The sequence below is a fragment of the Hydrogenophaga sp. YM1 genome (assembly GCF_016903055.1).
Lineage (GTDB): Bacteria > Pseudomonadota > Gammaproteobacteria > Burkholderiales > Burkholderiaceae_C > Hydrogenophaga > Hydrogenophaga borbori.
The window spans coordinates 1,759,675-1,783,654 of sequence record NZ_CP070223.1 but is presented as its reverse complement, the minus strand read 5'-3'; the positions used below and the strand labels follow the sequence as shown (position 1 = coordinate 1,783,654).

At 69.1% G+C, this 23,980-nt stretch carries 22 protein-coding genes; 12 read left to right on the top strand and 10 right to left on the bottom strand.

All coding sequences use genetic code 11. The features are described 5' to 3' along the window. The first annotated feature begins 5 nt into the window (after window positions 1–5). From gcvT to gcvP, 3 genes are read left to right on the top strand one after another with little or no spacing between them, the layout of a single operon-like run. The gene (gcvT, locus tag JNX00_RS08520; protein ID WP_204744687.1) at window positions 6–1,139 is read left to right on the top strand and encodes a glycine cleavage system aminomethyltransferase GcvT; all 1,134 of its coding nucleotides are present in this window, start codon (window positions 6–8) and stop codon (window positions 1,137–1,139) included. Window positions 1,140–1,158: 19 nt separating this feature from the next. Then, the gene (gene gcvH, locus JNX00_RS08515; RefSeq protein WP_070398150.1) at window positions 1,159–1,536 is read left to right on the top strand and encodes a glycine cleavage system protein GcvH; all 378 of its coding nucleotides are present in this window, start codon (window positions 1,159–1,161) and stop codon (window positions 1,534–1,536) included. Window positions 1,537–1,562: 26 nt separating this feature from the next. Next, the gene (gene gcvP, locus JNX00_RS08510; protein WP_204744686.1) at window positions 1,563–4,472 is read left to right on the top strand and encodes an aminomethyl-transferring glycine dehydrogenase; all 2,910 of its coding nucleotides are present in this window, start codon (window positions 1,563–1,565) and stop codon (window positions 4,470–4,472) included. Window positions 4,473–4,541: 69 nt separating this feature from the next. On the opposite strand, the gene JNX00_RS08505 is transcribed toward gcvP, so the two are convergent. The 5 genes from JNX00_RS08505 to JNX00_RS08485 form a co-directional block, all read right to left on the bottom strand. Then, the gene (locus JNX00_RS08505; RefSeq protein WP_204744685.1) at window positions 4,542–5,438 is read right to left on the bottom strand and encodes a DMT family transporter; all 897 of its coding nucleotides are present in this window, start codon (window positions 5,436–5,438) and stop codon (window positions 4,542–4,544) included. Next, on the bottom strand, window positions 5,435–6,103 hold the full coding sequence (locus JNX00_RS08500) for a TetR family transcriptional regulator (RefSeq protein WP_204745025.1): 669 nt from the start codon (window positions 6,101–6,103) through the stop codon (window positions 5,435–5,437). The genes JNX00_RS08505 and JNX00_RS08500 overlap by 4 nt, the downstream gene beginning before the upstream one ends. 109 nt (window positions 6,104–6,212) lie before the next feature. Beyond that, window positions 6,213–7,376, bottom strand: coding sequence for a CoA transferase (locus JNX00_RS08495; protein WP_204744684.1), 1,164 nt, complete (start codon window positions 7,374–7,376; stop codon window positions 6,213–6,215). A gap of 2 nt (window positions 7,377–7,378) precedes the next feature. Beyond that, window positions 7,379–8,434: a hypothetical protein gene (locus JNX00_RS08490; protein WP_204745024.1), complete on the bottom strand. Its 1,056-nt coding sequence runs from the start codon at window positions 8,432–8,434 to the stop codon at window positions 7,379–7,381. Window positions 8,435–8,448: 14 nt separating this feature from the next. Then, window positions 8,449–9,621, bottom strand: coding sequence for an acyl-CoA dehydrogenase family protein (locus tag JNX00_RS08485; RefSeq protein ID WP_204745023.1), 1,173 nt, complete (start codon window positions 9,619–9,621; stop codon window positions 8,449–8,451). A 154-nt stretch (window positions 9,622–9,775) separates the two neighbouring features. Here JNX00_RS08485 and JNX00_RS08480 point away from each other — a divergent pair, with 154 nt between their 5' ends. The 4 genes from JNX00_RS08480 to JNX00_RS08465 are packed head-to-tail and all read left to right on the top strand — an operon-like array spanning window position 9,776 to window position 13,749. Continuing rightward, window positions 9,776–10,966 carry a CoA transferase gene (locus JNX00_RS08480; RefSeq protein ID WP_204744683.1) on the top strand — a complete coding sequence of 397 codons (1,191 nt, stop codon included), beginning with the start codon at window positions 9,776–9,778 and terminating at the stop codon, window positions 10,964–10,966. After that, complete coding sequence (locus tag JNX00_RS08475) at window positions 10,963–11,997, top strand: NADPH:quinone oxidoreductase family protein (RefSeq protein WP_204744682.1); 1,035 nt, start codon at window positions 10,963–10,965, stop codon at window positions 11,995–11,997. Before JNX00_RS08480 ends, JNX00_RS08475 begins: the two co-directional genes overlap by 4 nt. Window positions 11,998–12,014: 17 nt before the next feature. Then, the gene (locus JNX00_RS08470) at window positions 12,015–12,977 is read left to right on the top strand and encodes a tripartite tricarboxylate transporter substrate binding protein (RefSeq protein WP_204744681.1); all 963 of its coding nucleotides are present in this window, start codon (window positions 12,015–12,017) and stop codon (window positions 12,975–12,977) included. Between the two features lies 1 nt (window position 12,978). Continuing rightward, on the top strand, window positions 12,979–13,749 hold the full coding sequence (locus JNX00_RS08465; RefSeq protein WP_204744680.1) for an enoyl-CoA hydratase-related protein: 771 nt from the start codon (window positions 12,979–12,981) through the stop codon (window positions 13,747–13,749). Between the two features lie 45 nt (window positions 13,750–13,794). Here the strand turns inward: JNX00_RS08465 and JNX00_RS22485 are convergent, their stop codons facing one another. From JNX00_RS22485 to JNX00_RS08445, 5 genes are all read right to left on the bottom strand, one after another. Beyond that, entirely contained in the window at window positions 13,795–13,923 is a 129-nt protein-coding gene (locus JNX00_RS22485; protein WP_275564523.1) for a hypothetical protein, read from the bottom strand. Window positions 13,924–14,025: 102 nt separating this feature from the next. Beyond that, a complete protein-coding gene (locus tag JNX00_RS08460) occupies window positions 14,026–14,283 on the bottom strand; it encodes a hypothetical protein (RefSeq protein ID WP_204744679.1) in 258 nt (85 codons plus the stop codon). Then, complete coding sequence (locus tag JNX00_RS22480; protein ID WP_204744678.1) at window positions 14,283–16,010, bottom strand: hypothetical protein; 1,728 nt, start codon at window positions 16,008–16,010, stop codon at window positions 14,283–14,285. Before JNX00_RS22480 ends, JNX00_RS08460 begins: the two co-directional genes overlap by 1 nt. Before the next feature lie 19 nt (window positions 16,011–16,029). Then, window positions 16,030–16,530, bottom strand: a complete 501-nt coding sequence (locus JNX00_RS08450; RefSeq protein ID WP_204744677.1) for a hypothetical protein — start codon at window positions 16,528–16,530, stop codon at window positions 16,030–16,032. Then, the gene (locus JNX00_RS08445) at window positions 16,527–19,421 is read right to left on the bottom strand and encodes a VIT domain-containing protein (protein ID WP_239478282.1); all 2,895 of its coding nucleotides are present in this window, start codon (window positions 19,419–19,421) and stop codon (window positions 16,527–16,529) included. Before JNX00_RS08445 ends, JNX00_RS08450 begins: the two co-directional genes overlap by 4 nt. Window positions 19,422–19,539: 118 nt before the next feature. On the opposite strand from JNX00_RS08445, the gene JNX00_RS08440 reads away from it, so the two are divergent. The 5 genes from JNX00_RS08440 (at window position 19,540) to JNX00_RS08425 (ending at window position 23,979) form a co-directional block, all read left to right on the top strand. Beyond that, complete coding sequence (locus JNX00_RS08440) at window positions 19,540–20,511, top strand: LuxR C-terminal-related transcriptional regulator (RefSeq protein ID WP_204744675.1); 972 nt, start codon at window positions 19,540–19,542, stop codon at window positions 20,509–20,511. A 58-nt stretch (window positions 20,512–20,569) separates the two neighbouring features. Beyond that, on the top strand, window positions 20,570–22,507 hold the full coding sequence (locus JNX00_RS08435) for a radical SAM protein (protein ID WP_204744674.1): 1,938 nt from the start codon (window positions 20,570–20,572) through the stop codon (window positions 22,505–22,507). Window positions 22,508–22,532: 25 nt separating this feature from the next. Beyond that, on the top strand, window positions 22,533–22,775 hold the full coding sequence (locus tag JNX00_RS08430) for a glutaredoxin domain-containing protein (protein ID WP_070398156.1): 243 nt from the start codon (window positions 22,533–22,535) through the stop codon (window positions 22,773–22,775). A gap of 94 nt (window positions 22,776–22,869) precedes the next feature. Further along, complete coding sequence (locus JNX00_RS22575) at window positions 22,870–23,169, top strand: hypothetical protein (RefSeq protein WP_345774100.1); 300 nt, start codon at window positions 22,870–22,872, stop codon at window positions 23,167–23,169. A gap of 3 nt (window positions 23,170–23,172) precedes the next feature. Continuing rightward, window positions 23,173–23,979 carry a mechanosensitive ion channel domain-containing protein gene (locus tag JNX00_RS08425; RefSeq protein ID WP_345774099.1) on the top strand — a complete coding sequence of 269 codons (807 nt, stop codon included), beginning with the start codon at window positions 23,173–23,175 and terminating at the stop codon, window positions 23,977–23,979. Window position 23,980: the final 1 nt, after the last annotated feature.

Below are 23,980 nucleotides of genomic sequence, written 5' to 3'. Positions count from 1 at the left end.
CCGCCGTGTCCGCCGACGCTCCCACCGACCTCCTCAAGACTCCGCTGCACGCGCTGCACCTCGAACTGGGCGCGCGCCTGGTGCCCTTCGCGGGCTACAGCATGCCGGTGCAGTACCCGGCGGGCCTCATGGCCGAGCACCTGCACACGCGCGAAGCCGCCGGCCTGTTCGACGTCTCGCACATGGGCCAGCTGCGGCTCATCGGCCCCGACGCCGCCGCCGCCTTCGAAAGCCTGATGCCGGTGGACGTGATCGGCCTAGCGCCCGGCAAGCAGCGCTACGGCCTGCTGCTCAGCGACGAGGGCACTGTCATCGACGACCTGATGTTCGTGAACCGGGGCGACGACCTCTTCGTCATCGTCAACGGCGCCTGCAAGCACGGCGACCTCCAGCACATCGTCGAGCGCATCGGCGCGCGCTGCACCGTGGAGCCGCAGTTCGACCGCGGCCTGCTCGCGCTGCAGGGCCCGCGGGCCGTGACGGCCCTGCAGCGCCTGGTGCCCGGCGTGGAGAAGCTGGTCTTCATGACCGGCGGCGCCTTCAGCTGGCAGGGCAAGCCCCTGTTCGCCACGCGCAGCGGCTACACCGGCGAGGACGGCTTCGAGATCTCGCTGGCCGCGGCCGACACCGAGGCCTTCGCGCGTGCCCTGCTCGCGCAGCCCGAGGTGAAACCCGTCGGCCTGGGCGCGCGCAACTCGCTGCGCCTGGAAGCCGGCCTGTGCCTCTACGGCAACGACATCGACACCACCACCACGCCCGTGGAGGCCGCGCTCAACTGGGCCATGCAGAAGGTGCGCCGCACAGGCGGCGCGCGCGCGGGGGGCTTCCCCGGCGCCGAGCGCGTGCTCGCGCAGCTCGACGGCAGCGCGCCCCTGTCGCGTGTGCGCGTGGGCCTGCTCGCGCAGGAGCGGGTGCCGGTGCGCGAGCACACCGAACTGCAGAGCGAGGCCGGCGAGCGCCTCGGTGAAGTCACCAGCGGCCTGCTCGGCCCCAGCATCAACCAGCCCATCGCCATGGGCTACGTGCCGCCGGCCTTCGCGGCCGTGGGCACGCGCCTGAACGCGCTGGTGCGCGGCAAGGCCGTGCCCATGCAGGTGGCCTCCCTGCCTTTCGTTCCCAACCGTTACCACCGCGGCTGATCGCCGCAGGAGCACAACCATGACCGTCAAGTACACCCCCGACCACGAGTGGATCCAGCTCGAGGACCACGAAGCCGCCGTCGTCGGCATCACCCTGCACGCGCAGGACGCGCTGGGCGACGTGGTCTTCGTCGAGCTGCCCGAGGTGGGCCGCAGCTACGCCAAGGGCGAGGTCGCCGGCGTGGTCGAGTCGGTGAAGGCCGCGGCCGACGTCTACATGCCGCTGGACGGCGAGGTGACCGAGGTCAACGAAGCCCTGCGCGCCGACCCCTCGCTGGCCAACAGCGACCCCCTGGGCAAGGGCTGGTTCTTCAAGGTCCTGATCAAGGACATGGGCCAGTTCGATCCGCTCATGGACGAGCCGGCCTACCAGAAGTTCGTCAAGGACAACGCCTGACCTTTCCCCCGCCACCGAGGCCCGCCATGCTCATGCCCTCCGTCAAGCCCCTGGGTGAACTCGAAAACGTCAGCGAATTCGTCGCGCGCCACATCGGCATCGACGAAGCCGGCGAGCGCCACATGCTCTCGGTCATCGGCGAGGCCTCGCGCCGCGCGCTGATCGACAGCATCGTGCCGCGCCCGATCGCGCGCCGCCAGGGCATGCAACTGCCCGCGCCGCTGACCGAGGCCGCCGCGCTGGCCGAGCTCCAGGGCATCGCGCGCCAGAACAAGCTGCTCAAGAGCTTCATCGGCCAGGGCTACCACGGCACCCACACACCGGGCGTCATCCTGCGCAACATCCTGGAGAACCCCGCCTGGTACACGGCTTACACGCCCTACCAGGCCGAAATCTCGCAGGGCCGAATGGAGGCGCTGGTCAACTTCCAGACCATGGTCACCGACCTGACGGGCATGGACATCGCCAACGCCTCCATGCTCGACGAGGCCACGGCCGCAGCCGAGGCCATGACGCTGGCCAAGCGCTCCGTGAAGGCCAAGGGCCATGCCTTCGTGGTGTCGGGCGACACGCACCCGCAGACCATCGAGGTGATCCAGACGCGCGCGGCGCCGCTGGGCCTGGAGGTGCGCGTGGCCATGTCGGGCGAGGAATGGGACGCCATGCTGGCGGCCGACGACTACTTCGCGGCCTTCACGCAGTACCCGGCCTCCAGCGGCTGGCTGCACGACTGGACGGCGGACGCCGCCACCGTGCACGGCAAGAACGCCGCCTTCATCGTGGCCGCCGACCTGCTGGCCCTGACCCTGATCAAGCCGCCCGGCGAGATGGGCGCCGACATCGTGGTCGGCACCACGCAGCGCTTCGGCATGCCCATGGGCAATGGCGGCCCGCACGCCGCCTACATGGCCTGCCGCGACGGGTTCAAGCGCAGCCTGCCCGGCCGCCTGGTGGGCGTGAGCGTGGACACCCATGGCCAGCCGGCCTACCGCCTGGCCCTGCAAACGCGCGAGCAGCACATCCGCCGCGAGAAGGCCACCAGCAACATCTGCACGGCGCAGGTGCTGCCCGCGGTGATCGCCAGCATGTACGCCGTGTACCACGGCCCGCAGGGCTTGAAGCGCATCGCGCAGCGCGTGGCGGCGTACACGGCCATCCTGGCCAAGGGCCTGGCCCAACTGGGCTACACCGACACGCACCACGGCGACCAGGGTGTGTTCGACACCCTCGCCCTGCGCGTGGACCCGGCCCGGGCGAACGCGCTCATGGCGCGCGCCGTGGCCCACGGCGCCAACCTGCGCCAGGCCTGGGACGAGTACGTGATCGTCACGCTGGACGAAACCACCACACGCGAGGACATCGCCCTGCTGTGGACCATCTTCGCGAAGGACGGCCAGGCCCTGCCCTCGGTCGAGGCCTTCGAGAAAGGCCTGGAGCCGCTGATCCCCGACGGCCTGCGCCGCAGCAGCGGCTTCCTCACGCACCCGGTCTTCAACACCCACCACAGCGAGACCGGCATGCTGCGCTACATCCGCATGCTGTCGGACAAGGACCTCGCGCTGGACCGCAGCATGATCCCGCTGGGCTCGTGCACCATGAAGCTGAACGCCACCAGCGAGATGATCCCCATCACCTGGCCCGAGTTCGCGAACGTGCACCCCTTCGCCCCGGCCGACCAGCGCCAGGGCTATGCCCTGCTCGACCGGCAACTGCGCGACTGGCTGTGCGAGGCCACCGGCTACGCCGGCATCAGCCTGCAGCCCAACGCCGGTTCGCAGGGCGAGTACGCCGGCCTGCTGGTCATCCAGGCCTACCACCGATCGCGCGGCGAAGGCCACCGCAACATCTGCCTGATCCCCAGCAGCGCGCACGGCACCAACCCGGCCAGCGCGCAGATGGTGAGCCTGCAGGTCGTGGTCACCAAGTGCGACGAGAACGGCAACGTCGACCTGGCCGACCTGAAGGCCAAGTGCGAGCAGCACTCCAAGCACCTGGCCGCGGTGATGATCACCTACCCCAGCACGCACGGCGTGTTCGAGACCCAGGTGAAAGAGCTGTGCGCCCTGGTGCACCAGCACGGCGGGCGCGTCTACGTGGACGGCGCCAACATGAACGCCCTGGTGGGCGTGGCCGCGCCGGGCGAGTTCGGCGGCGACGTGAGCCACCTCAACCTGCACAAGACCTTCTGCATCCCGCACGGCGGCGGCGGCCCGGGCGTGGGCCCGGTCTGCGTGGTGCAAGACCTGGTGCCCTTCCTGCCCGGCCACGCGGCGGGTGGCCTGCCGGTCAATGGCGTGGGCGCCATCTCGGCCGCGCCGCTGGGCAACGCGGCCGTGCTGCCGATCTCGTGGATGTACATCCGCATGATGGGCGCCGAGGGCCTGCGGCACGCCACCGAGACGGCCATCCTCTCGGCCAACTACATCAGCGCGCGCCTCAAGGACCACTTCCCCACGCTGTACGCGAGCGCCAACGGTCATGTGGCGCACGAGTGCATCCTCGACCTGCGCGACCTGAAAGACACCAGCGGTGTGATGGCCGAGGACGTGGCCAAGCGCCTGATCGACTACGGCTTCCACGCGCCCACGCTGTCCTTTCCGGTGGCCAACACGCTCATGGTGGAGCCCACCGAGAGCGAGACGCTGGAGGAAATCGACCGCTTCATCGAGGCCATGATCGCCATCCGCGAGGAAATCCGCCGCATCGAAAAAGGCGAATGGCCGCAGGACGACAACCCCCTGAAGCACGCGCCGCACACCGCGGCCAGCCTGCTCAAGGGTGAGTGGACGCGCGCCTACCCGCGCGAGACCGGCGCCGCCGTGCTGGACACGCGCGCACACGCCAAGTACTGGCCGCCCGTGGGCCGTGTGGACAACGTCTACGGCGACCGCAACCTGTTCTGCAGCTGCGTGCCGATCGGGGACCTGGCGGACTGAGGTGGGCGGCCGCCAGCGCCCGAGACACCGAATCCGCGCGGCCGACCCGCCGTGCCGCCGGGGCCCGGGTCACTCGGCGCGCGAAAAAACCCAGATGCCGCATAGCACGAGGACGGTGCCCGCCACCATTTCCGGCGTCACCGCCTCGCCCAGGAAGTAAGTGGCCAGGGCGACAGTCATCAGGGGGCCGACCATGCCGACCTGAGCGGCGGATGCGGCGCCGATCCGCTCAATGGCCAGCATCATGAGCACGACGGGAACCACCGTGCCCACCGTGGCGTTCAGGAAGGCGAGCCAGAGAACCTCGAGCCCGACCCACAGCGTGTCGACCTTCCGGACCAGGAGAAAGTGCACGACACACAAAATACACGCAACGCTGGTGGCCAAGCCCACCAAGCGCAGCGACCCAAGCCGGGGAATGAGGCGGGCACTGAAGACCAGGTAGATGGCGTAGAAGAATGCGCTGCCGAACACCAGGGCAGACCCGAGAGCCAGCTGGGCCCCATCCGCATTCAGTTCACGCACGAAGACCAGGACGATCCCGGCGTAGCTGACGGCGATGCCGGCCCAGTGCAAGGGCTTTATCACGCGCCTGTGCAAGACGAATCCCAGCACCAGAACGATCGTCGGGCTCAAGTAGAAGATCAAGCGCTCAAGGGAGGCGCTGATGTACTGCAAGCCCGCAAAATCGAGCAGGCTGCTGAGGTAGTACCCACTGAAGCCCAAGCCCAAGACGGCGAGCCAGTCACGCGAGGTCAGGTGGGCCCGGCCTCTGCCCGACCACCAGGCGAGCCCGGCGAAAAGTGGAAACGCAATCAGCATCCGCAGCGTGATCAGCGTCAAGGCGTCGACGGGGTGTTGGTAGGCCAGCTTCACCAGGACGGCCTTCGCACTGAAGGCGAACGAACCGATGAAAGCGAGCGTCCAGCCCCATGCGACGCGCCGGGCCGATGCGGCGTCGTTCAATGGCCGCTGCCGGCCTGCTGGCCTTGAGGCCGCGCAGTCACAGCGCCCGCCAGAGGTGGGGCCTCGCGCGAAACGCCGTGCGTGACCTGCTTGGCGAGCTGCTCGGCGATTCGGTGCCGCGAAGAGAACGTGTCACCTTTTCGGGGCCGATACCAAACCGTGATCCAGTTCAGCGAACCCAGAATGCCCTTTGAGGCCAGCGAAGGATCCACTGCCGCCAGACCACCAGACGCGATGCCTTCCCGAAGCACGCTCTCGAACAGGTGTTCGTAGGCATCGCGCATCGCGACGACTTCCTTCAGTGCCTCCCGCTCTGACGCGCTGGTCGTGGTGGACTGGTGAAGCTCCACGCCCTGGACCGTGACGCGCTGGTAGTGCAGGTACTCCATCATCACCATCGCGTGCCGGTAGGACATGCTTTGCAGCTTCTGGATGGCATCCAGCGACGTGTCCTGAACCACCGGCAATTGCGCGCGCAGGTTCAGCACCATGGCACGTTTGTGCACGGCAAAGAACAGGTCGGCTTTGCTGCGGTAGTGGTAGTAAACGCTGCCCTTCGTGGCACCGATCTGGGCCGCGATGGCATCGATGGAAGCGGCGGCAAATCCGAAGTTCGTGAAGGCCCTCGCCGCCGCGTCGAGGAGTGCCAGTTGGGTCGCCGGCATCGACTCGTAGTCGGTGTCCACCCAAGCAATGATGTTGTCCGGGAACTCCAAGGATCGGCCTCTCTCCACGCGCGCAGGGTCGTCGATCCTACTACGGGCCCGGGACGCGTCAGCCTTGGTCGAACGGGTCGGCATTGGGCTCCAGCGTCATGCTCCCCAAGGTGGGCGTCGCCCGGCGAATGCTCCCCGGCGTGTCGGAAAGCTTGATGGGAATGCCGGGCCCCACATAGCCCGGTTGGCGGACCACCATTTGCCGGTACTGGGCGTGCTCGGAGGCTGCAACGCTGGCGATGTCGAGAATCGGCGCGGCCGGCACACCGTCCGCCAGCAATTGCTTGCCGAACGCGTCGCCGTCCACCTGGGCGAAGGCCCGGGAGAGCTCCACTTCAAGCGCCTCGCGATTCTCGACCCGCAATTTGTTCGTCGCGAAACGCGGGTCCGTGGGCAGGTGAGGCGTCTGTAAATGTGCACACAGCTTCGCGAACAGGCGGTCGTTCGCCACGGCAACGAACAGCGGGAAAGAGGCTGTCTGGTAAACGTTGTAAGGCACGATGTTGACGTGCCGGTTTCCCGTCGGAACCGGCACTTTGCCCGAATGGAGGTAGTTGCTCAGGAAGGGATGCGCAACCGACACGGCGCAGTCGAAGAGGCTGACGTCCGCCATCTGGCCGCGGCCCGTTCGGGCACGGGCCTGCAGGGCAAGCAAGACCGCCATCGCGGCGTTCATCCCGGTGGTGAGGTCAACGATGGGCACGCCGATGCGCACCGGCTCACCGCCTTGATCGCCGTTGATGGAGAGCAGCCCCGCCATCGCCTGCACGGCGGCGTCGTAGCCAGGCAGCCCGCCGTAGGGGCCGGTATCGCCAAAGCCCGTGATGCGGCAGTGGATCAAGCGCGGGTAGCGCTCAGTGAACCACTGGACGTTGGGAATTCCCCAGGATTGCAGCGTGCTGAGTTTGAAGTTCTCGAGCAGGACGTCGGCCGTCTCCAGCATGGAGTAAAGGCGATCACGCTCCTGCGCCTTCCCCAGGTCCAGAACGACGCTGCGCTTGTTGCGGTTGACGGCGTTGAAGTAAGCCGAATGCCCGTTGACAAACGGAGGACCGAAACCACGGCACTCGTCGCCCTCCGGGCTTTCGATCTTGAGCACGTCCGCGCCGTGGTCCCCCAGGATCTGCCCGGCAAAAGGTCCGGCGAGCACGCGCGCGGCATCGACTACCTTCAGGCCCGCCAGCGCGCCCTGCCCGGATGGCAACGGGCTCTCAACGCTCATCGTCATTTCTTGATGCTCCAGCGCAGCTCATGCCCGCCATTGGTTTCCTGGTGCACGAAACCCAGGGAGAGCCGGTGGTTGTGGGCTTGCAATGCCCCTTCGAAGAGACCGTTCCAGGCCAGATCCAGGCCTTGATCCCACTCAGCTACCCCTTCCCGGAATGCCCAACCTTGCTGCCTCACTTCTGCTGCGTCGCCAAGCCTGGTCAGATCGGCGCGGTCACCATGGGCGATCGCGATCGACTGGAGGAAGCGGCCAAAGCCCGCGGCTTCTGTCCCGAAGTCTTCGCCGAGCCTGCGCGAGGTGGCGTGATAGAACTGCATGCCGATCATCTTGGCCGCCAACCGAAGGCGCGAAGAGGCCTCATCGGGTCCCCACAACGCGAGAGCAGTGGGGAATGCGGAGCGCACGTATTCCATCGCGTAGTTGCGATGCGCTTTGTCAAGGCGCTCTTGCGGCCAGGTCTGGGTTGGCAGCTTCGGCGCCTTCTCGGGATCGAAGTTCGGTGCGTCCTCGTTCCGGGCGAAACGCAGCCGCTCGTGCGGCGCCAGGTCACGGTCGTACTCGAAGTAGTAGCCCTCAAGGCCCGATTGACCATCGACTGTCTGCTTGGTGCACACAAACCCCAGACGCGGATTGTTCAACATGGTCCCGTTCTGGGCGTGCCAGCCCAGGAGCATGGCCCTGGAGACCTCGGGAGGAATGCCGCACAGTGCGGTGTCCGCCCAGATCCACCGCGGCGCGGCGTACCGGATCCAGGCTTTTCGCTCGGTCTCGGGCATGAACTCCACGGAAACGCCGCCAATGTGGTTCGAGAGGTAGTGGTACTGCGCCGCAGCGACCGCGGGCGGCAACTGATCGATGCCGAGCTTCTTGAGCCCTGGGAGAAATCGCTCGCGGCGTTGCCGGCAGAAAATCTCATACACCAGCTCCTCCGCTTTGGCCGTGCCCAGTCGAGACACGGCAAACAGCACGATGCCGGTGAAGTAGGCATGGTAGAGCTCGGCGACGGCGCGCCATGCGCCGGTCTTCTCTGTGATGGGGTGTTCCTGCGGCATCTTCGAGGTGGATTTCATCGTTGGGAATGGGAGGCCAAGGCCTCTCGCTTAACCGCCCGGGCGATCACCAGCCGTTGAATCTCCGAGGTGCCTTCGTAGATTTCCGTGATGCGCTGATCGCGATAGCAGCGCTCCACGACATTCGGCTTCACGTAGCCACGACCGGCCAGAACGGACATCGCCGTGTCGCAGATCTCGTGGGACGCCTCGGTCGAGAAGAGCTTCGCCATGGCGCCGAGCGTACTGACGTCCTGGCCCGCGTCATAGGCTTTCGCCGCCTCGAAAACCATCATGCGCGCCGCGGAGAAGCGGGTCGCCGCGTCGGCCATCATGAAGCCAACGCCCTGGTGGTCGATGATCGGCTTGCCGAAGGTCTTGCGCGACGCCGCGAACTCGGCGGCCGCCCGGTAGCTGCACAGGGCGATGCCGAGCGCCTGCGCCGCGACGACGATCCGTCCGACATTGAGCGTCGACAGGGCGAGCTTCAAGCCGTGCCCTTCCTCGCCAACCATGCTCTCTTGCGGCACCCAGACATCCACCTTCAGGTTCGTCGTCGTCGTGCCGCGAATGCCCATCTTGTCTTCGTAGAAATCGACGACCGCGCCCTCTGTTGACACGGGCACCCAGAACGCCGTGATGTTGTTGCGCACACCCTCTTCGCCGGTGCGGGCAAACACGATGAAGTGCTTCGAGTGCCCACCATTGCCGAGCCAGCACTTCTCACCCCGGATGCGCCAGCCCTCGCCTTCGCGGACGGCCGTGGTCACGACCGCCGCCGCGTCGGAGCCGGCGCCACGCTCGCTCAGCGCGAAGTTGACCGCCTCTCCCTTGCGGGCCAGTCCTCCGAGCAAGGCCTGCTTCTGCACTTCGTTGCCGCCAAGGAGCACCGGAAAGGCGCCAAGAGACAGCGCAGCCATGATGGCCGCGGTCGATCCGCAGCCGGCGCCAATGGCCTCCACCACCGCGACAAGCGACACGAGGGACGCGCCGCCGCCACCGTATGCCTTCGGCAGAAACATGCCCGAGATACCGGACTCCAGCAGCCGGCCCAGATGTTCGATCGGATAGCGCTGCTCGCGGTCGATCGCATCGGCGGCCGGCGCGAAGTACTGGGCGGTGAGCCCTTGCGCGAGACCCCGCCAGTGCAGCGACTCATCATCCAGCGGCATTTCCCATAGAACCGACATCTGCATCTCCTCGTTTCAGATCAATCGCACATTCACATACCTATTGGTATCCTACCTGCTCAGCCACAATGTATCAATAATCCATTGAACTATTCAGCCTATTGCCATATTCAAAAGATACTTTTTAGTATGTTGAAAAGTAACGCAGGATGTCATGACTGGACCATTGCTTGGAGTTCGAGTGCTGGACGCGACCGCCGCCCTTTCGGGACCGGTCGCGACACAGATCCTTGGTGACATGGGTGCCGATGTCATCAAAGTGGAGTCGCCTGACGGCGACACCATCCGCGGGATGGGCCCCGCCCGCCATGACGGCATGGGCGCGATGTTCCTGCACACGAACCGCAGCAAGCGGAGCATCGTTCTCGACCTGAAGGAAGGCGCTGCACGAGAGGCGTTTGTTCGCCTGGCGGGCACCTGCGACATCGTCGTGTGCAACACGCGACCGAAGGCCATGGCCCGCCTGGGCCTGGACTACGCGAGCCTCAGCAAGGAAAGGCCCGATCTCGTCTACGTGAGCATCGTGGGTTACGGGGCCGGTGGGCCCGACTCCGACAAGCCCGCCTATGACGATCTGATCCAGGCCGTTGCGGGCATCCCCTTGCTCCACGCGCCAGGCGAGCCGGCGCGGTACGCACCCATTGCCGTCGCGGACAGGGTGACCGGCATCTGCGCCGCGAACGCCGCACTGGGTGCGATGGTGCACAGGCTGCGCACAGGCCAGGGCCAGCACGTCGAAGTCCCCATGTTCGAAACCATCGCAGCGCTTGTCCTCGCCGATCACATGGCGGGACTGACGTTCGAGCCCGCCTTGGGCCCACCCATCTTCCAGCGGTACGTGTCCATCCGGCGGCCATTCCCGACCACCGACGGCTCCATCTGCCTCATGGTCCTGACAGACAAGCAGTGGCGCACGTTCTTCAGCACCGCCGGCCAGCCCGAGGTGATGAACGATGAGCGCTTCACCACGGTTGCCAGCCGCACCCGGCATCTCGACGCGCTGTACGAGATCGTTGCCTCTGTGCTCAAACAGCGGCCCACGAACGAGTGGATCGCCCTGCTGCAGGAAGCCGACATCCCTGTGGCCAAGCTGGAAACGGTGCAGTCGCTCATGTCGCATGCGCATTTGATCAAGACGGGTTTCTTCCAGGAACTGGAGCACCCCAGCGAGGGCGCCATCCGCACGGTCGCCAAGACCAGCAACTGGTCCCTCACGCCAACGGGGCCGACCAGGCCGACGCCGAGGCTGGGCGAACACACGCGCGAAATCCTCGCGGAATGCGGGTATTCGCCGCAGCAGGCAGACCAACTCATCGCCGCGGGTGCGGCCCGGGAGGCCCAATGAAAGCCGTGGTGTGCCGTGAGTACGGCGGCCTAGACGCAGCCAGGCTGGAGGACGTGCCTTCTCCGACCATGCGACCCGGCTGCGTGCGCATTCGGGTAGAAGCTTGCAGCGCGAGCTTCGCGAGCCTTCTGGTTATGGAGGGCAAGCACCAGAACAAGGCGCCCTTGCCACTGATTCCCGGTACGGAACTGGCCGGCGTGGTCACCGAAGTCGGCGAAGGTGCGTCGCGATTCACCGTCGGCGACCGCGTCATCGCAGGTGTCCCATCTGGAGCCTATGCCCAGGAAGTCGTTGCGCCCGAAGAGACAGTATTCGCCATGCCTGACGGTGTGAGCTTCGACACTGGCGCGCAGATCCCCACGATCTACGGCACGGCCTTCGGCGCATTGGTCTGGCGGGCGAACCTTGAGCCTGGCGAAGTGGTGCTGGTCCATGGTGCAGGCGGCGGCAGCGGCCTGGCGGCCGTCGAGGTCGCCAAGGCCTTGGGGGCGCGCGTGATTGCCACAGCAGGTTCGGACGACAAGGCCGCCATCGCGCGGGCCCATGGCGCAGACCTGGCCATCAACTACCGCAAGGACAACTGGCGAGAGGCTGTCCTCGCCGCGACCCACTCCCGCGGCGCAGACGTCATCTACGACCCGGTCGGCGGCGAGACCTTCGACCTCTCGCTGCGATGCATCGCGCCAGACGGACGCATCATTCCCATGGGCTTTGCCAGCGGCACCATCCCGACCGTCCCGGCCAACATCGTGCTGGTCAAGAACATCACCGTCATCGGGGTGTACTGGGGCTACTACTTCGGCTGGGGCAAGCACCCGGTTCCAGCCGCCAACGACGCGAGGCTGAGGCGCACCTACGCCCAACTGCTTGCGTGGGTCCTCGAAGACAAGCTGCGCCCCCGCGCGCATGCCGTTCTTCCGCTCGTCAACTTTCGCGAGGCCCTCGAAATGATTGCCTCTCGCGAGGTCATCGGCCGCGTCCTGATGCGGCCACAGCAAGAGGCTGAGTCGTCAGCCTCGACAACCACCTGAACCCAGAAGGAGACACCATGTTGATTCGCCGAGCCCTGTGCGCCATTTCGCTGCTTGCCCTCATCTGGGCCGCACACGCGCAGGACAAGTACCCGTCCCGTCCCATCATGCTGATTTCGCCTTACGCGGCCGGCGGGGCAACAGAGACCTTCGCGCGCCTGCTGAGCGAGGATTTCTCGGCCATCATCGGGCAGCCCCTGGTCATCGAACAGCGAGCAGGCGCCTCCGGAACGATCGGCGCACGGCACGTCGCCGTCAGCAAGCCGGATGGGTACACGCTGCTCGCGAACACCTCACAGCACGTGATGTACGAGGGCATGTACCGCAAGCTGCCCTTCGATGCCATGAAGGACTTCAAGCCTGTCGGCATCCTGGGCTCCTCGCCGATCCTGGTCGTCGTTGCCGACGCGTCCCCCTACAAGAGCTTCAAGGACGTGCTCGAAGCCGCCAAGACGAAGGACATCACCTACGCCTCTGGCGCCTTGGGCTCCTTGCCGCACCTGACAGGTGAACGCGTCGCGAGCCAGGCCAAGGTCAAGATGACCCACGTCCCGTTCTCAGGCAACGCGCCGGCGGTGACCAACACGCTCGGTGGACACGTCGACATGATGTACTCCACCGCCCCCAGCGTCATCACGCAGATCAAGAGCGGAAAGATGCGGGCCTTGGCGGTCTCCACCAGGGACCGCATGCCCGAACTGCCGGATGTGCCCACCATCGCCGAGTCCGGCATGGCCGGCTTCGACGTCACGGCCTGGTACGCGGTGTGGGCACCGAAAGACACGCCGGACGAGGTGGTGCGAACCATCAATGAAGCGCTGCGCGCCGCCTCCGCGAAGCCGGCGACCCGCAAACGCATGGCCGACGCGAGTGTAACGCCCAGCAACCTGACCGCCGAGCAGTTCGCGGCCTTCACGGAGCGTGAGCGCCAGACCTGGCTGCCCGTGATGAAGGCTGCCGGCCTGGAACCGGCGAACTGAAATGGACAACGGTGGCGTTGAGGTCCGCGTCGACGGACACGTGGCCTGGGTGACGATCAACCGGCCAGACCGGATGAATGCGTTGGCCAAGGCCACGTTTGCCCAGCTCGCGGAGGCTTCGCTCACGCTGGACGACGATCCGCAGGTTCGGGTCGTCGTCTACACCGGCGCAGGTGAACGCGCGTTTTCCGCGGGCGTGGACCTGAAGGAGCTGAACGCCGCCGGCCACATGACGCACCCCATGGGCGGACGGGAGCGAAACCTCAATGAGCTGGTCCTGGAGATGTCCAAGCCCACCATCGCCGCCATCAACGGTGTCGCCGCTGGCGGCGGGTGCGAACTCGCCCTCGCTTGCGACATCCGCATCGCGGCGCAAGGCGCAAAGATGGGCCTGCCGGAAGCCAAGGTGGGGATGGGCGCCAACTTCGGCAGTGTCGTCTTGCCTTTGCTGGTCCCACGAGGCATTGCCCTGGAACTCTTGTACACCGGACAACTGGTCGACATGGAGGCGGCGCAGCGAATCGGCCTGGTGAACCACGTGGTGCCTCAGGCCGAGCTCATGGAGCGAACCCGTGCGCTGGCCAACCAGATCGCTGACAACGCGCCGCTGACGGTGCAGCGCATGAAGGCCGTCGCCTTCAAGAGCATCGGGCTGCCGGCCTCGGCGGCTCTGCGCTTGAACGTGGGCCCCAATCCGTACGCCTCTGAAGACCGGCTCGAAGGCAACCGCGCCTTTGTGGAAAGGCGCAAACCGAGGTTCCTTGGCCGCTGAGCGTCGACGCTGAACGTGAAGCACAAGCCGGCGAAGGGGCGCACCTCATCGCCTGGCGCCCTCGCCCACGGTGAACCTGCCCACGGTGATCTGGTCGCCACGGCCGCTGAGGCGCAGCACCACGTCCTGGTCCTTCTGCGTGGCTTTGCCGAAGCCGATGGACAGGCGCAGCATGGGCCTGCCTGGTGGCCGGTGCCACGGTCTGCAGCCAGCGACAACGGCCATGTGGCGCACGAGTGCATCCGGGACCTGCGGCAGCTCAAACCCGGCGGCCGCTCAGCGGCCCGGCCGGCGGTGCGACTCGCGCACCTCGCGGTAGCAGGCCTGCTGCTGCCGGCGCGACTGGGTCCAGCAGGCCTCGCCGTGCCGGCCGCCGGGGTTCTTGTCCAGGCAGAACTGCAGGGCCGCGGCGGCCACGCGGTGGCAGTGGCGGAACTCGTCGGACGTGGGTGAAGCCCAGGCCGTGCCCAAGGCGAGCCCGGCGGTGACGGCGGCCAGCGCGCGGGTCCCCCGATGCCACCAGCGCGGTGCCATCAGCGCATGCCCGGCAGCACGAACACCGGGCGCTGCGGCACCGCCGGGCGCGAGCCGCCACCCAGGTCGGGCATGCGGAACGCGGGCACGGTCACCGGGGCCTCGGCCTGGCGCACGCGGCGCTCGCCCTGGCCTTGGGCCTGGAACATGACGGTCTGGCCGTCCAGGTGACAGCGGTAGCTCGCGCTCTCGCTGGGCACGTCGCACTTGCCGACCTCGTCGATGTCGCCGTCGCTGTCGTGGTGCACCTCGGCCCAGGAGCCGTCGCGGTAGGTGAGCTGGCCCCAGCCGAAGGGCAGCACGTCCTGCTCGCCCTGGGCCACGTAGGCCGGCGGCGTGCGGCCCTCGCCGCGGTAGCTCACGCCGGTGTAGCGCCAGCCGCCGTAGTAGCTGCCGCCGCCGTTGTAGAACACCTTGCCGCGCTGGCAGCGCAGGGCATCGTCGAAGCGCTCGCAGGTGGCGAGGCGCCGGTCGCGCTCGGGGTCGGGGCTGTCCTCAAGCTTGGATCCGTGCGCGTACAGCGCGGCGCGCGCCGGGCGCAGGGCGCCATCCACCCATTCGATGTCGCCAAACCAATAGAGCGCGCTGCCCAGCACCGTGAGCACGCCTTGGCCGCTGCACTGGCGCAGATCGCTGTCGCAGCGAACGGGGATCTCGCTGCGGCCCAGGCCCACGCTCAGCTTCGGCTCACCCAGCGGGCGGAAGGGCACGCCGTCCGCGTGCACCGGCAGGCGCACGGTGAAGCCGCCCTCGTTCAGGCCGATGCTGCCGGCGGCCGTGCCGCTGCTGACCGAACCGCGCTCGCAGACCAGGCGCGCGGCCTCGAAGCGCCATTTCACGCAGGCCGACACCAGGGCCACGCCCTGCTCCGCGTCCAGGCGGTTCAGGCGCGCCGCCTCGGGCGCGGCCTCGCGCCACGAGGCCAGCTCCAGGCCCCAGGGCACGGGGTCGTTCTCGAAGTACAGCGTGCCGTCGAGCAGCCGGCCGCCGTTCATGCGCGCCTGCTCGATGTAGATCTCGCCGTCCTCGGCGAACACCAGGTCGTGGATGTCGGCCTCGACGCCTGGGAAGGGCCGCAGGCGGGCGAGCACGCCCATGCCCTGCAGGGAGCCGTCTTTGAACACGCCCTCGCGGAACCAGGCCGCCGGGCGCGCATCGGGCGCGCCGCTCCAGCTCGCCGTGCCCTTGCCATGCAGCACGCTGTTGGCGAAGCTGCCCGCCATCACGTGCACGCCCGGCAAGGCCTGGCCCTTGCCGTCGAAGTAGAAGTACCGCTTGCTGGCCTCGCCCGTGAGCATGCCGCGCTTGAACTCGCCGCGCAGCCAGGCCACGGCCGTGTTCTCGCCCATGCGCCGACGCACCTGCAGCTCGCCGCGGCCCTCGACCGGCTGGCCCTTGCAGGCCGGTCCGCTCCACTTGAACGCGACGTCGGCCACCTCGGGACCGGGCGGGAAGAAGAAGGCCACACAGCCGCTGGCGCTGCGGTAGGCCTGGGTCTGTTCGTGCTGGCCCGCCGGGGCCGCGAAGCCCTTGATGGGCTGGGCCGGGCTGAAGCCGGCGAGCGTGGGCCGCTCGCCGCTGTAGGGCAGCCCGCGCACGAAGTCCAGGCGCGCCTGCGGGTCGGTCAGCACCTCTTTCTGGCCGCTGTTCTGGGCCTGGGCCGCGTGCGCGGCGCCGACGAGGGCGGCACCCAACAGGAGGCGCCGCAGAAAAGGGGAATGGGTCATCGTGGGTGTGGCGTGGAGATCAGCGCGGGCCCAGAAGGGCCCAGGCCGCCGGCACGGGGTCGTTCAGGGAAGCGGGGAAATGCGGCAGCAGCTCGTAGCGCTCGACGGCGGCGTCGGGGCCGCCGGACTGCCGCACCAGCGTGGGAAAGCGCAGCAGCCGCGGCGACTGGCCCGGCACCACCGCGCCCGAGACCAGCGGCTGGCCGTCGACGCGGAGCGTGAAGCACAGGTCGGTGGGCGGGTGCGCGCGCGGCGCGCCGGGGCCGTCCAGCGACAACAGGCCGCCCCGCCAGCGCAGCTCCAACGGCCCTTGCACCACCCAGGCCTTGAAAGGATCGGCGGCGTCGACACCGGCCATGCGGCCGAAGTCCTCGCGTCGGTGGGCGTCCTGGCACTGCTGCAGCACGCCCGGCCGAAACGGATGGAAGAACAGCAGCTGCCAGCGCGGCGGCGCGCCATCGCCCGCCAGCGCCACCCCGGCGGCGAGCGCCGCCAGCGCGACCACTGCGGCGCGCCTCATGGCCTGGCGCCTTCGCCCACGGTGAAGGTGCCCACGGTGACCTCGTCGCCCCGGCCGCTGAGGCGCAGCACCACGTCCTGGTCCTTCTGCGTGGCTCGGCCGAAGTCGGTGGACAGGCGCAGCATGAGCGTGGTGGCCGGCGCCACGATCTGCTGGCGGTGGCCATAGAACTGCGCCTTCACCGTGTAGGTGCCGGGCTTGGCCTGGCGCAGCGAGAACTCCTCGGGGCCGTAGCCGCCGACGAAGTCGCGCGACATGCGCCCGCCCTGGTAGGTGAGGCGGTTGGCGTAATAGGCGCGCTCGCCGTTGGGGTCGATCACCCAGAGGTCGATGTCGGTGTTGTCGGCGTCCCAGGACAGCACGGCGCGCAGGTCCAGCGGCAGGTTGCGCCGCAGGCGCGGGTCCAGGCGCCACAGGTCCACCGGCCGGCCGGTGGCCTCGGCGCGCGCGGCGATGGCGTTGAGCTCGGCCAGCGCGATCAGTTCGATGTCGGGGAAGCGGTCGTTCCAGGCCCGCGAGACGACCTCCACCAAGGTGTCGACCGCGCGCTGCGCCTCGCCGAACTGGGCCAGCGCCAGGCCCAGGTCGCGCCAGGACTGGGGTTCGTCGGGCGCCAGGCGCCGCACCTGCTCCAGCACGGGCAGCGCGTCGGCCACGGCGCCGGCCTGCTGCAGGCGATAGGCCAGGATGCGCAGCAGGTGGCGGTTCTCCAGGTCCATTTCGGCCAGGTTGGACAGCACGCGCAGCGCCAGGGCGTTCTGCCCGCGCGCCACCAGCAGGTCGGCCACGTCCAGGAAGAAGGCCGAGCTTTTCGCGTAGCCGGGGCGCTCGTCGAGGTAGATGGCATAGAGGTCCTCGTCCCTGGCGGCGCGCAGGCGGCGCGCGTAGGGCTCGTCGGGCTGCCAGGGGCGCAGCGCGATGGTGGTGTCGCCCGGCAGCGCCGGTTGCGGGGCCGCGCCACCGGGTGCGGGCGCGGGCGCGGGGGCCGGCGGACGGGCCATGGCCGCGGGCGCCGCGCGCCGGTTGTCTGAGCCGCTGCCCGGCGCGACCCGGGGCGGCGGCGGCGCGTCCTTCGGGAAGGCCTTCTCCCACCAGGCCAGCTTCTCGTTGAAGCGCTCGACCGTCTTCGCCAGCGCGATCTGCTGGCGGCGCACCGCGCCTTCGCGCCGGTGCAGCATCAGCGTGTCCCACTCGGCGCGCAGATCGGGCGGGGGCTCGACGTCGAACAGCACGTAGTCCTCGGCGGTGTCGAGCACCAGCAGCGAGGTCTCGGTGCTGGCGATGCCGAAGGCCTGGCCCAGGCGGCGGATCGCCTGGCGCTGGCGCTCCAGGTCGGCCTCCAGCCGGGCGATGCGCCAGCCGGCCCAGCGGTGCGCGGCCACGGCCACCGGCGTGGCGCCGCGCACCGGCGGCGGCGCGCCGTCGGCGGACAACTCAAGGCGTCGGACCTGGCGCGCGCCGTCGGGCGCCGAGAGCGTGAGCTGCAGGCGCGCCCGCGGCTGTGTCAGCACGCCGGCCACGCCGATCCGCCCGCCCTGCGGGTAAACCGAGCCCAGCTCCAGGTCGCGCGCGCCCTCGGCCTGCACGTCCACCACGCGCTGGCGCTCGTGCGTGAGCAGCGGCAGGGCCTGCGCCGTGTCCAGGGCCTGCAGGTCGGCGTAGGCGCCGCCACTGGCCTCGGCCGCGTGGCGCAGGGTGCGCGCCGCCGCGCCCGCCGAGGACGAGAAGGCCACCAGCGGCATGGCCGGGCTGGGCAGGCCGGCGGCGCCCCAGTTGCCCATGCCGTCGGAGAACAGCACGGCGATGTCGGCGTCGGCCGGCGGCTGCAGGGCCTTCAGGCGCGTCGCGCCGTCGTAGGGCAGGGCCTGCAGGCGCTGGCGCAGGGCGCTCCAGTCACCGCCGCGCACGGTGTGCGTCTGCACCGGCTCGGCCTCGTTGCGCGCCACCACCAGCTGCACCTGCACCTCACCCAGTTGGCGGAACCAGGCATCGAGCACGGCGAATTCGCGCGCGTGGTCGCGCTGCGCGCCGGAGGCCGAGGCGTCCCACAGCAGGGCCACGCGGCGCGGTGCCGGGCGGGCCCAGCGCGATGCGGCCACCGGCAGCTCGGCCAGGAAGTAGCGCTGGTCCTGCCAGGTGTCGGTGCTCACCAGGGGTTCGCGCGGCGCGGCCGGCAGGGCAAGGCGCAATCCGTCGTGGCCCTGATGCTTGACCCGCCCGAAGGCGATGCGGCTACCGCCGTTGTGCGCCGTGGCGTCCAGGCGCTCGGCGCCCAGCGTGGCCGAGAGCGCGCGCGGCGCCACGCCAGCCACCAGCACCGCCACGTCCAGGGCACCCACCGCGCCGCCGAAGCGCAGCGGCAGGCGCCAGACCGGCCGGGCGCTGGCGGGCACGGACTCGCGGATCTCCAGCACCACGCGGCGCTGGCCGCGGGCCGGCAGGGGATACACGTGCAGCTTGTGGTGCCCGCCCTGGGTGGCTTCCAGCAGCGCCGGGTCCACGCGGGCGCGCACCACGTCCTCGAACACCTGGCGGCCCTTGACCTTCTCCACCGGCACCGCCGCGCGCAGCTGGCCGCCGATGTCGAGCGCAAAGCCCGTCACCACCTGCCCGTCCAGCAAGGGAAACTGCAGTTCGGCCTGCAGCGCCTCGGCGTTCGGGTTGAACAGCTCCAGCTCCACGCGCGTGGCCGCCGCCAGGCCGACGATCTCGGTTCGCACCACGGCCCGCTGCACCCGCACCGGCTGCCGCGCCTCGGGCGCCAGGATGCGAATGGGTGGCAGGGGCGGCTCGGGGGGCAACCCCTGGGCGATGGCCGTGGCCGCGATGAGCAGCGCCGACGCGCCGATGGCCAGCCAGCGCCCCAGGCGCGGCGGCGAAAAACGGATCACAGGCATATCATCCCCGGGCATCGCGGGCATTCTAGGAAGCCCCCCGGGGTCGGCCGCATAGTGCAAATGCACCGCCCCCGCGAAGAAGACCACAGCCCGAGCCGCCGTCCACCCGCCCATGTCCATCGAAGACTTCAGCCAGTTCGTCCTGACGCTGTACCGCCTCTCGCACGAGCTGCCGCTGGAGCGCTTCCAGGATGCGGCGCTGCAGCATCTGCGCCAGGCGCTGCCCTTCGACTCCTCGATGTGGGGCACGGCCACCAGCCGGCCCGACGGCATTCACATCCACACCATCCACCTGCACGAGCAGCCGCCCGAGATGCTGGCCAGCTACGAGCAGATCAAGCACCTGGACACCGCCGCCGTGGCCGCCGGCCTGCAGCCGCGCACCACGCTGGCCTTCAACGCCCGCGACTGGTTCCACCACCGCGAACAGGCGCCGCTGCGCGAGCACGGCCGCCGCTTCGAGCAGGCCAACTTCTTCATCAGCTCCGAGCACGACCCACGCACGCGCTTCGTGCACTGGCTCACCCTGTTCCGGGCCGACGAACGCGCGCGCTGCGCTGGCGACGAGCAGCGCCTGCTGGCCGCGCTGTCGCCGCACGTGATGCAGGCCCTGGCCTTCAACCGCATCGCCCACCTCGACCGGCTGGAGGCCTCGCGCCGGCCGGCGCACGGCACGGCCATCGCCGATCCGCACGGCGTGATCTACCACGCCGACGCCGGCTTCGAGTCCGCGCTGCGCGCCGAATGGACCGCCTGGAACGGCGGCACCGCCCTGCCCCCCGTCCTGCTGGACCACCTGCGGCGCGGCCAGGCCCGCTACCTGGGCGTGCGCGCCGTGGTCTGGCACCGCGTGGAACAGGGCCTGCTGTTCCTGGGCGCGCGCCCGCGCTGCGCGGCCGACGACCTGTCGCCGCGCGAGCTGGTGATCGCGCGCCTGGTGGCCAAGGGCCACACCCACAAGGAGATCGCGCGCCTGCTGGAGCGCGCGCCCGCCACCATCCGCAACCAGATCCAGGGCATCTACGGCAAGCTGGGCGTGGGCAACATCGCCGGCCTGGTCGAGGCGCTGCGCCCGCTCGACTGAACGGGGGCGCCGCGCCGCCCGGGCCGCGGCCCCGTACACTGCCCGGCTCCGCCCTGCCATGACCGCTTCCGCCTTCCGCGTGCTCAGCGTCATCCCGCCGATGACGCAGCTCAACACGCCCTACCCCTCCACCGCCTACCTCACGGGCTTCCTGCGCTCGCGCGGCATCGAGGCCGAACAGACCGACCTGGCCCTGGCCCTGGTGCTGCGGCTGTTCACGCCCGCTGGGCTGGACGCCATCCGCGAGCGCGCCCTGGCCCTGCCCGAGCGGCAGCGCAGCGCCAGCGTGCACGCCTTCCTCGACGACTTTGCGCGCCACCGCCGCGCCATCGCGCCCACCATCGCCTTCCTGCAGGGGCGCGACAGCACGCTGGCGCACCGCATCGCCGCGCGCGAGCTGCTGCCCGAAGGCCCGCGCTTTGCGGCGCTGGACCAGTACAGCCACCTCAACGAGGAAGAGAGCGGCGACCCGCTGGGCTGGGCCTTCGGCGCCCTGGGCACGAACGACCGCGCGCGCCACATCGCCACCCTCTTCCTCGACGACCTGGCCGACGTGGTCCGCGACGCGGTGGACGAGCGCTTCGCCTTCGTGCGCTATGGGGAATCCCTGGCCAGCAGCCAGCCCACCTTCGAGCCCCTGGCCCAGGCCCTGGCCGCGCCACCCACGCTGGTGGACGAACTGCTGCGCGAGCTGGCCCTGAACGCGGTGGCGCGCGCGAACCCGCAACTGGTGCTGCTCTCGGTGCCCTTCCCCGGCGCGGTCTATGGCGCGCTGCGCATCGCGCAGGCCATCAAGTCGCGCTGGCCGGCGCTGCCGATCGCGCTCGGCGGCGGCTACGTCAACACCGAGCTGCGCGAGCTGAAGGAAGCGCGCCTGTTTCACTTCGTCGACTACGTCACCCTGGACGCGGGCGAGCGCCCGCTGCTCGCGCTCATCGAGCACCTGCAGGGCCGGCGAAGCGCGCAGCGCTTGGTGCGCACCTTCCTGCGCGACGCCGGCAGCGGCGCGGTGAAGTACCTCAACCTCGCCGAGCCCGACGTGCCCTTCGAGGACGTGGGCACGCCCACCTGGGACGGCCTGCCGCTGCACGATTACCTGAGCCTGCTCGACATGCTCAACCCCATGCACCGGCTCTGGAGCGACGGGCGCTGGAACAAGCTCACGGTGGCGCACGGCTGCTACTGGAAGAAGTGCAGCTTCTGCGACGTGGGGCTGGACTACATCGGCCGCTACGAGACCGCCGCCGCCAGCACCCTGGTCGACCGCATCGAACGCATCGTCGATGAAACCGGCCAGACCGGCTTTCACTTCGTCGACGAAGCCGCGCCGCCCAAGGCCCTGAAAGCCCTGGCCGAGGAACTGCTGCGCCGCGACCTGGCCATCAGCTGGTGGGGCAACATCCGCTTCGAAAAAACCTTCACGCCCCAGCTCTCGCAGCTGCTGGCCGACAGCGGCTGCATCGCCATGAGCGGCGGGCTGGAGGTGGCCAGCGACCGCCTGCTCGCGCTCATGAAAAAGGGCGTGACGGTGGACCAGGTGGCGCGCGTCACCAAGGGCTTCAGCGACGCCGGCATCCTGGTGCACGCCTACCTGATGTACGGCTTTCCCACGCAGACCGTGCAAGACACGGTGGACGCGCTGGAGTACGTGCGCCAGCTCTTCCTCAATGGCTGCATCCAGAGCGGCTTCTTCCACCGCTTCTCCTGCACGGTGCACTCACCCGTGGGGCTGGACCCGAAGGCCTACGGCATCGAGCTGGTGCCGCTGCCGCCGGTGAGCTTCGCGAAGAACGACATCGGGTTCATCGACCCCACCGGCGTGGACCACGACGCGCTGGGCATTGGCCTGCGCAAGGCGCTCTACAACTACATGCACGGCAGCGGGCTGGACGAGGACGTGCGCGCCTGGTTCGAGCACCTGCCGCACCCGGTGCCACGGCCCACGGTCAAGAAGCAACGCATCGCGCGGGCGCTGGCGCAGCGCGAGGCGGCCTGAGCGGCCATCCCCCTACACTCCCCGCATGAGCCTGAAGATCACCGTCTATTCCAAGTCCGCCTGCCCGCAGTGCGAGTCCGCCAAGATGCTGCTGAAGTCCCGCGCAATGGACTTCGAGGAGATCAAGATCGACGACGAGGCCGAGCGCCTCGCGTTCTACGAAAAATGCGGCCCCTCGGTGCGCCAGATGCCGCAGATCTTCATCAACGACCAGCGCGTGGGCGGTCTGGCCGGCCTGCAGGCGGCGCTGGCGCAGCTGGGACGCTGAGGGCGCCGTCCATCTGGCGCGCGGCTTCCTTGCTGCGATTTTCAAAGCACACAGACTTGCGTGCGGATAGGCACACTGGTTAACCTGCGGCCGCATGGACGCGTTGAACTGGCTGCCACCCGCCCTGCTGACCTGGCTGCCCTCGCTGGGCAGCATGCTGGTCGGCGTGCTGCTCGCCAGCCTGGCCTTTCGCATCGGCGAACGCCTGGTGCGCCGCGCCACCCGCGATGCGCCCGTCGCGGCCAGCGTGGCCAGGGCCATCCGCTCACCCGCGAAATGGGGCCTACCGCTGCTGCCCGTCAATGCCGTGCTGCAAGGCACGCCGGCCAACGCGCCGGGCCTGGCCGGTGCCCAGCAGCTCTGCGCACTGCTGCTGATCGGCGCCGTGACCTAGCTGGTGTCCAACGCTGTGCGCGGCGTGGCCCAGGGCGTCATCGACACCAACCCCACCAGCACCGCCGACAACCTGCACGCGCGCCGCATCCAGACACAGACGCGCGTGCTCGCGCGCACGCTGCAGGGCCTGGTGCTGCTGATCGGCCTGTCGCTCATGCTGATGACCTTTCCACAGGCGCGACAGATCGGCACCAGCCTGCTGGCCTCTGCCGGCCTGGCGGGTCTGGTGGCGGGCTTCGCCGCGCGGCCGGTGCTGGGCAACCTGATCGCGGGGCTGCAGATCGGCTTGAGCCAGCCGATCCGCCTCGACGACGTGGTGATCGTCGAGGGCGAGTGGGGCGTGATCGAGGAGATCACGGGAACCTACGTGGTGGTGCGCATCTGGGACCAGCGCCGCCTGGTGGTGCCGCTGCAGTACTGGATCGAGAAGCCCTTCCAGAACTGGACACGCACCACATCCGAGCTCATCGGCACCGTCTTTCTGTGGGTGGACTACCGCACGCCGCTGGCGCCTCTGCGCGAGGAGTTGCAGCGCATCTGCGAGGCCTCGCCCCACTGGGACAAGCGACTCAACCTCTTGCAGGTGACGGAAGCCGGCGAACGCGCCCTGCAATTGCGCTGCCTGGTCACGGCGGGCTCGGCCGGCGCGGCCTGGGACCTGCGCTGCGAGGTGCGTGAAAAGCTGGTGGACTTTCTTCAGCGGGCCTACCCGCAGTACTTGCCGCGCCTGCGCGCCGAACTGGACATGGCCTCGGCGCCTGCGGCAGCGCCGGCGCATGGCGGCGAGGCGCGCGAACCGACCCGCTGAG

Coding starts and splice junctions, on each gene's coding strand:
- gcvH (WP_070398150.1), top strand. CDS start 1,159: ATGACCGTCAAGTACACCCCCGACCACGAGTGGATCCAGCTCGAGGAC.
- gcvP (WP_204744686.1), top strand. CDS start 1,563: ATGCTCATGCCCTCCGTCAAGCCCCTGGGTGAACTCGAAAACGTCAGC.
- JNX00_RS08500 (WP_204745025.1), bottom strand. CDS start 6,103: ATGCCGGCGACCCAACTGGCACTCCTCGACGCGGCGGCGAGGGCCTTC.
- JNX00_RS08495 (WP_204744684.1), bottom strand. CDS start 7,376: ATGAGCGTTGAGAGCCCGTTGCCATCCGGGCAGGGCGCGCTGGCGGGC.
- JNX00_RS08490 (WP_204745024.1), bottom strand. CDS start 8,434: ATGCCGCAGGAACACCCCATCACAGAGAAGACCGGCGCATGGCGCGCC.
- JNX00_RS08485 (WP_204745023.1), bottom strand. CDS start 9,621: ATGTCGGTTCTATGGGAAATGCCGCTGGATGATGAGTCGCTGCACTGG.
- JNX00_RS08480 (WP_204744683.1), top strand. CDS start 9,776: ATGACTGGACCATTGCTTGGAGTTCGAGTGCTGGACGCGACCGCCGCC.
- JNX00_RS08475 (WP_204744682.1), top strand. CDS start 10,963: ATGAAAGCCGTGGTGTGCCGTGAGTACGGCGGCCTAGACGCAGCCAGG.
- JNX00_RS08470 (WP_204744681.1), top strand. CDS start 12,015: ATGTTGATTCGCCGAGCCCTGTGCGCCATTTCGCTGCTTGCCCTCATC.
- JNX00_RS08465 (WP_204744680.1), top strand. CDS start 12,979: ATGGACAACGGTGGCGTTGAGGTCCGCGTCGACGGACACGTGGCCTGG.
- JNX00_RS22485 (WP_275564523.1), bottom strand. CDS start 13,923: ATGCTGCGCCTGTCCATCGGCTTCGGCAAAGCCACGCAGAAGGACCAG.
- JNX00_RS08460 (WP_204744679.1), bottom strand. CDS start 14,283: ATGGCACCGCGCTGGTGGCATCGGGGGACCCGCGCGCTGGCCGCCGTC.
- JNX00_RS22480 (WP_204744678.1), bottom strand. CDS start 16,010: ATGACCCATTCCCCTTTTCTGCGGCGCCTCCTGTTGGGTGCCGCCCTC.
- JNX00_RS08450 (WP_204744677.1), bottom strand. CDS start 16,530: ATGAGGCGCGCCGCAGTGGTCGCGCTGGCGGCGCTCGCCGCCGGGGTG.
- JNX00_RS08440 (WP_204744675.1), top strand. CDS start 19,540: ATGTCCATCGAAGACTTCAGCCAGTTCGTCCTGACGCTGTACCGCCTC.
- JNX00_RS08435 (WP_204744674.1), top strand. CDS start 20,570: ATGACCGCTTCCGCCTTCCGCGTGCTCAGCGTCATCCCGCCGATGACG.
- JNX00_RS08430 (WP_070398156.1), top strand. CDS start 22,533: ATGAGCCTGAAGATCACCGTCTATTCCAAGTCCGCCTGCCCGCAGTGC.
- JNX00_RS22575 (WP_345774100.1), top strand. CDS start 22,870: ATGGACGCGTTGAACTGGCTGCCACCCGCCCTGCTGACCTGGCTGCCC.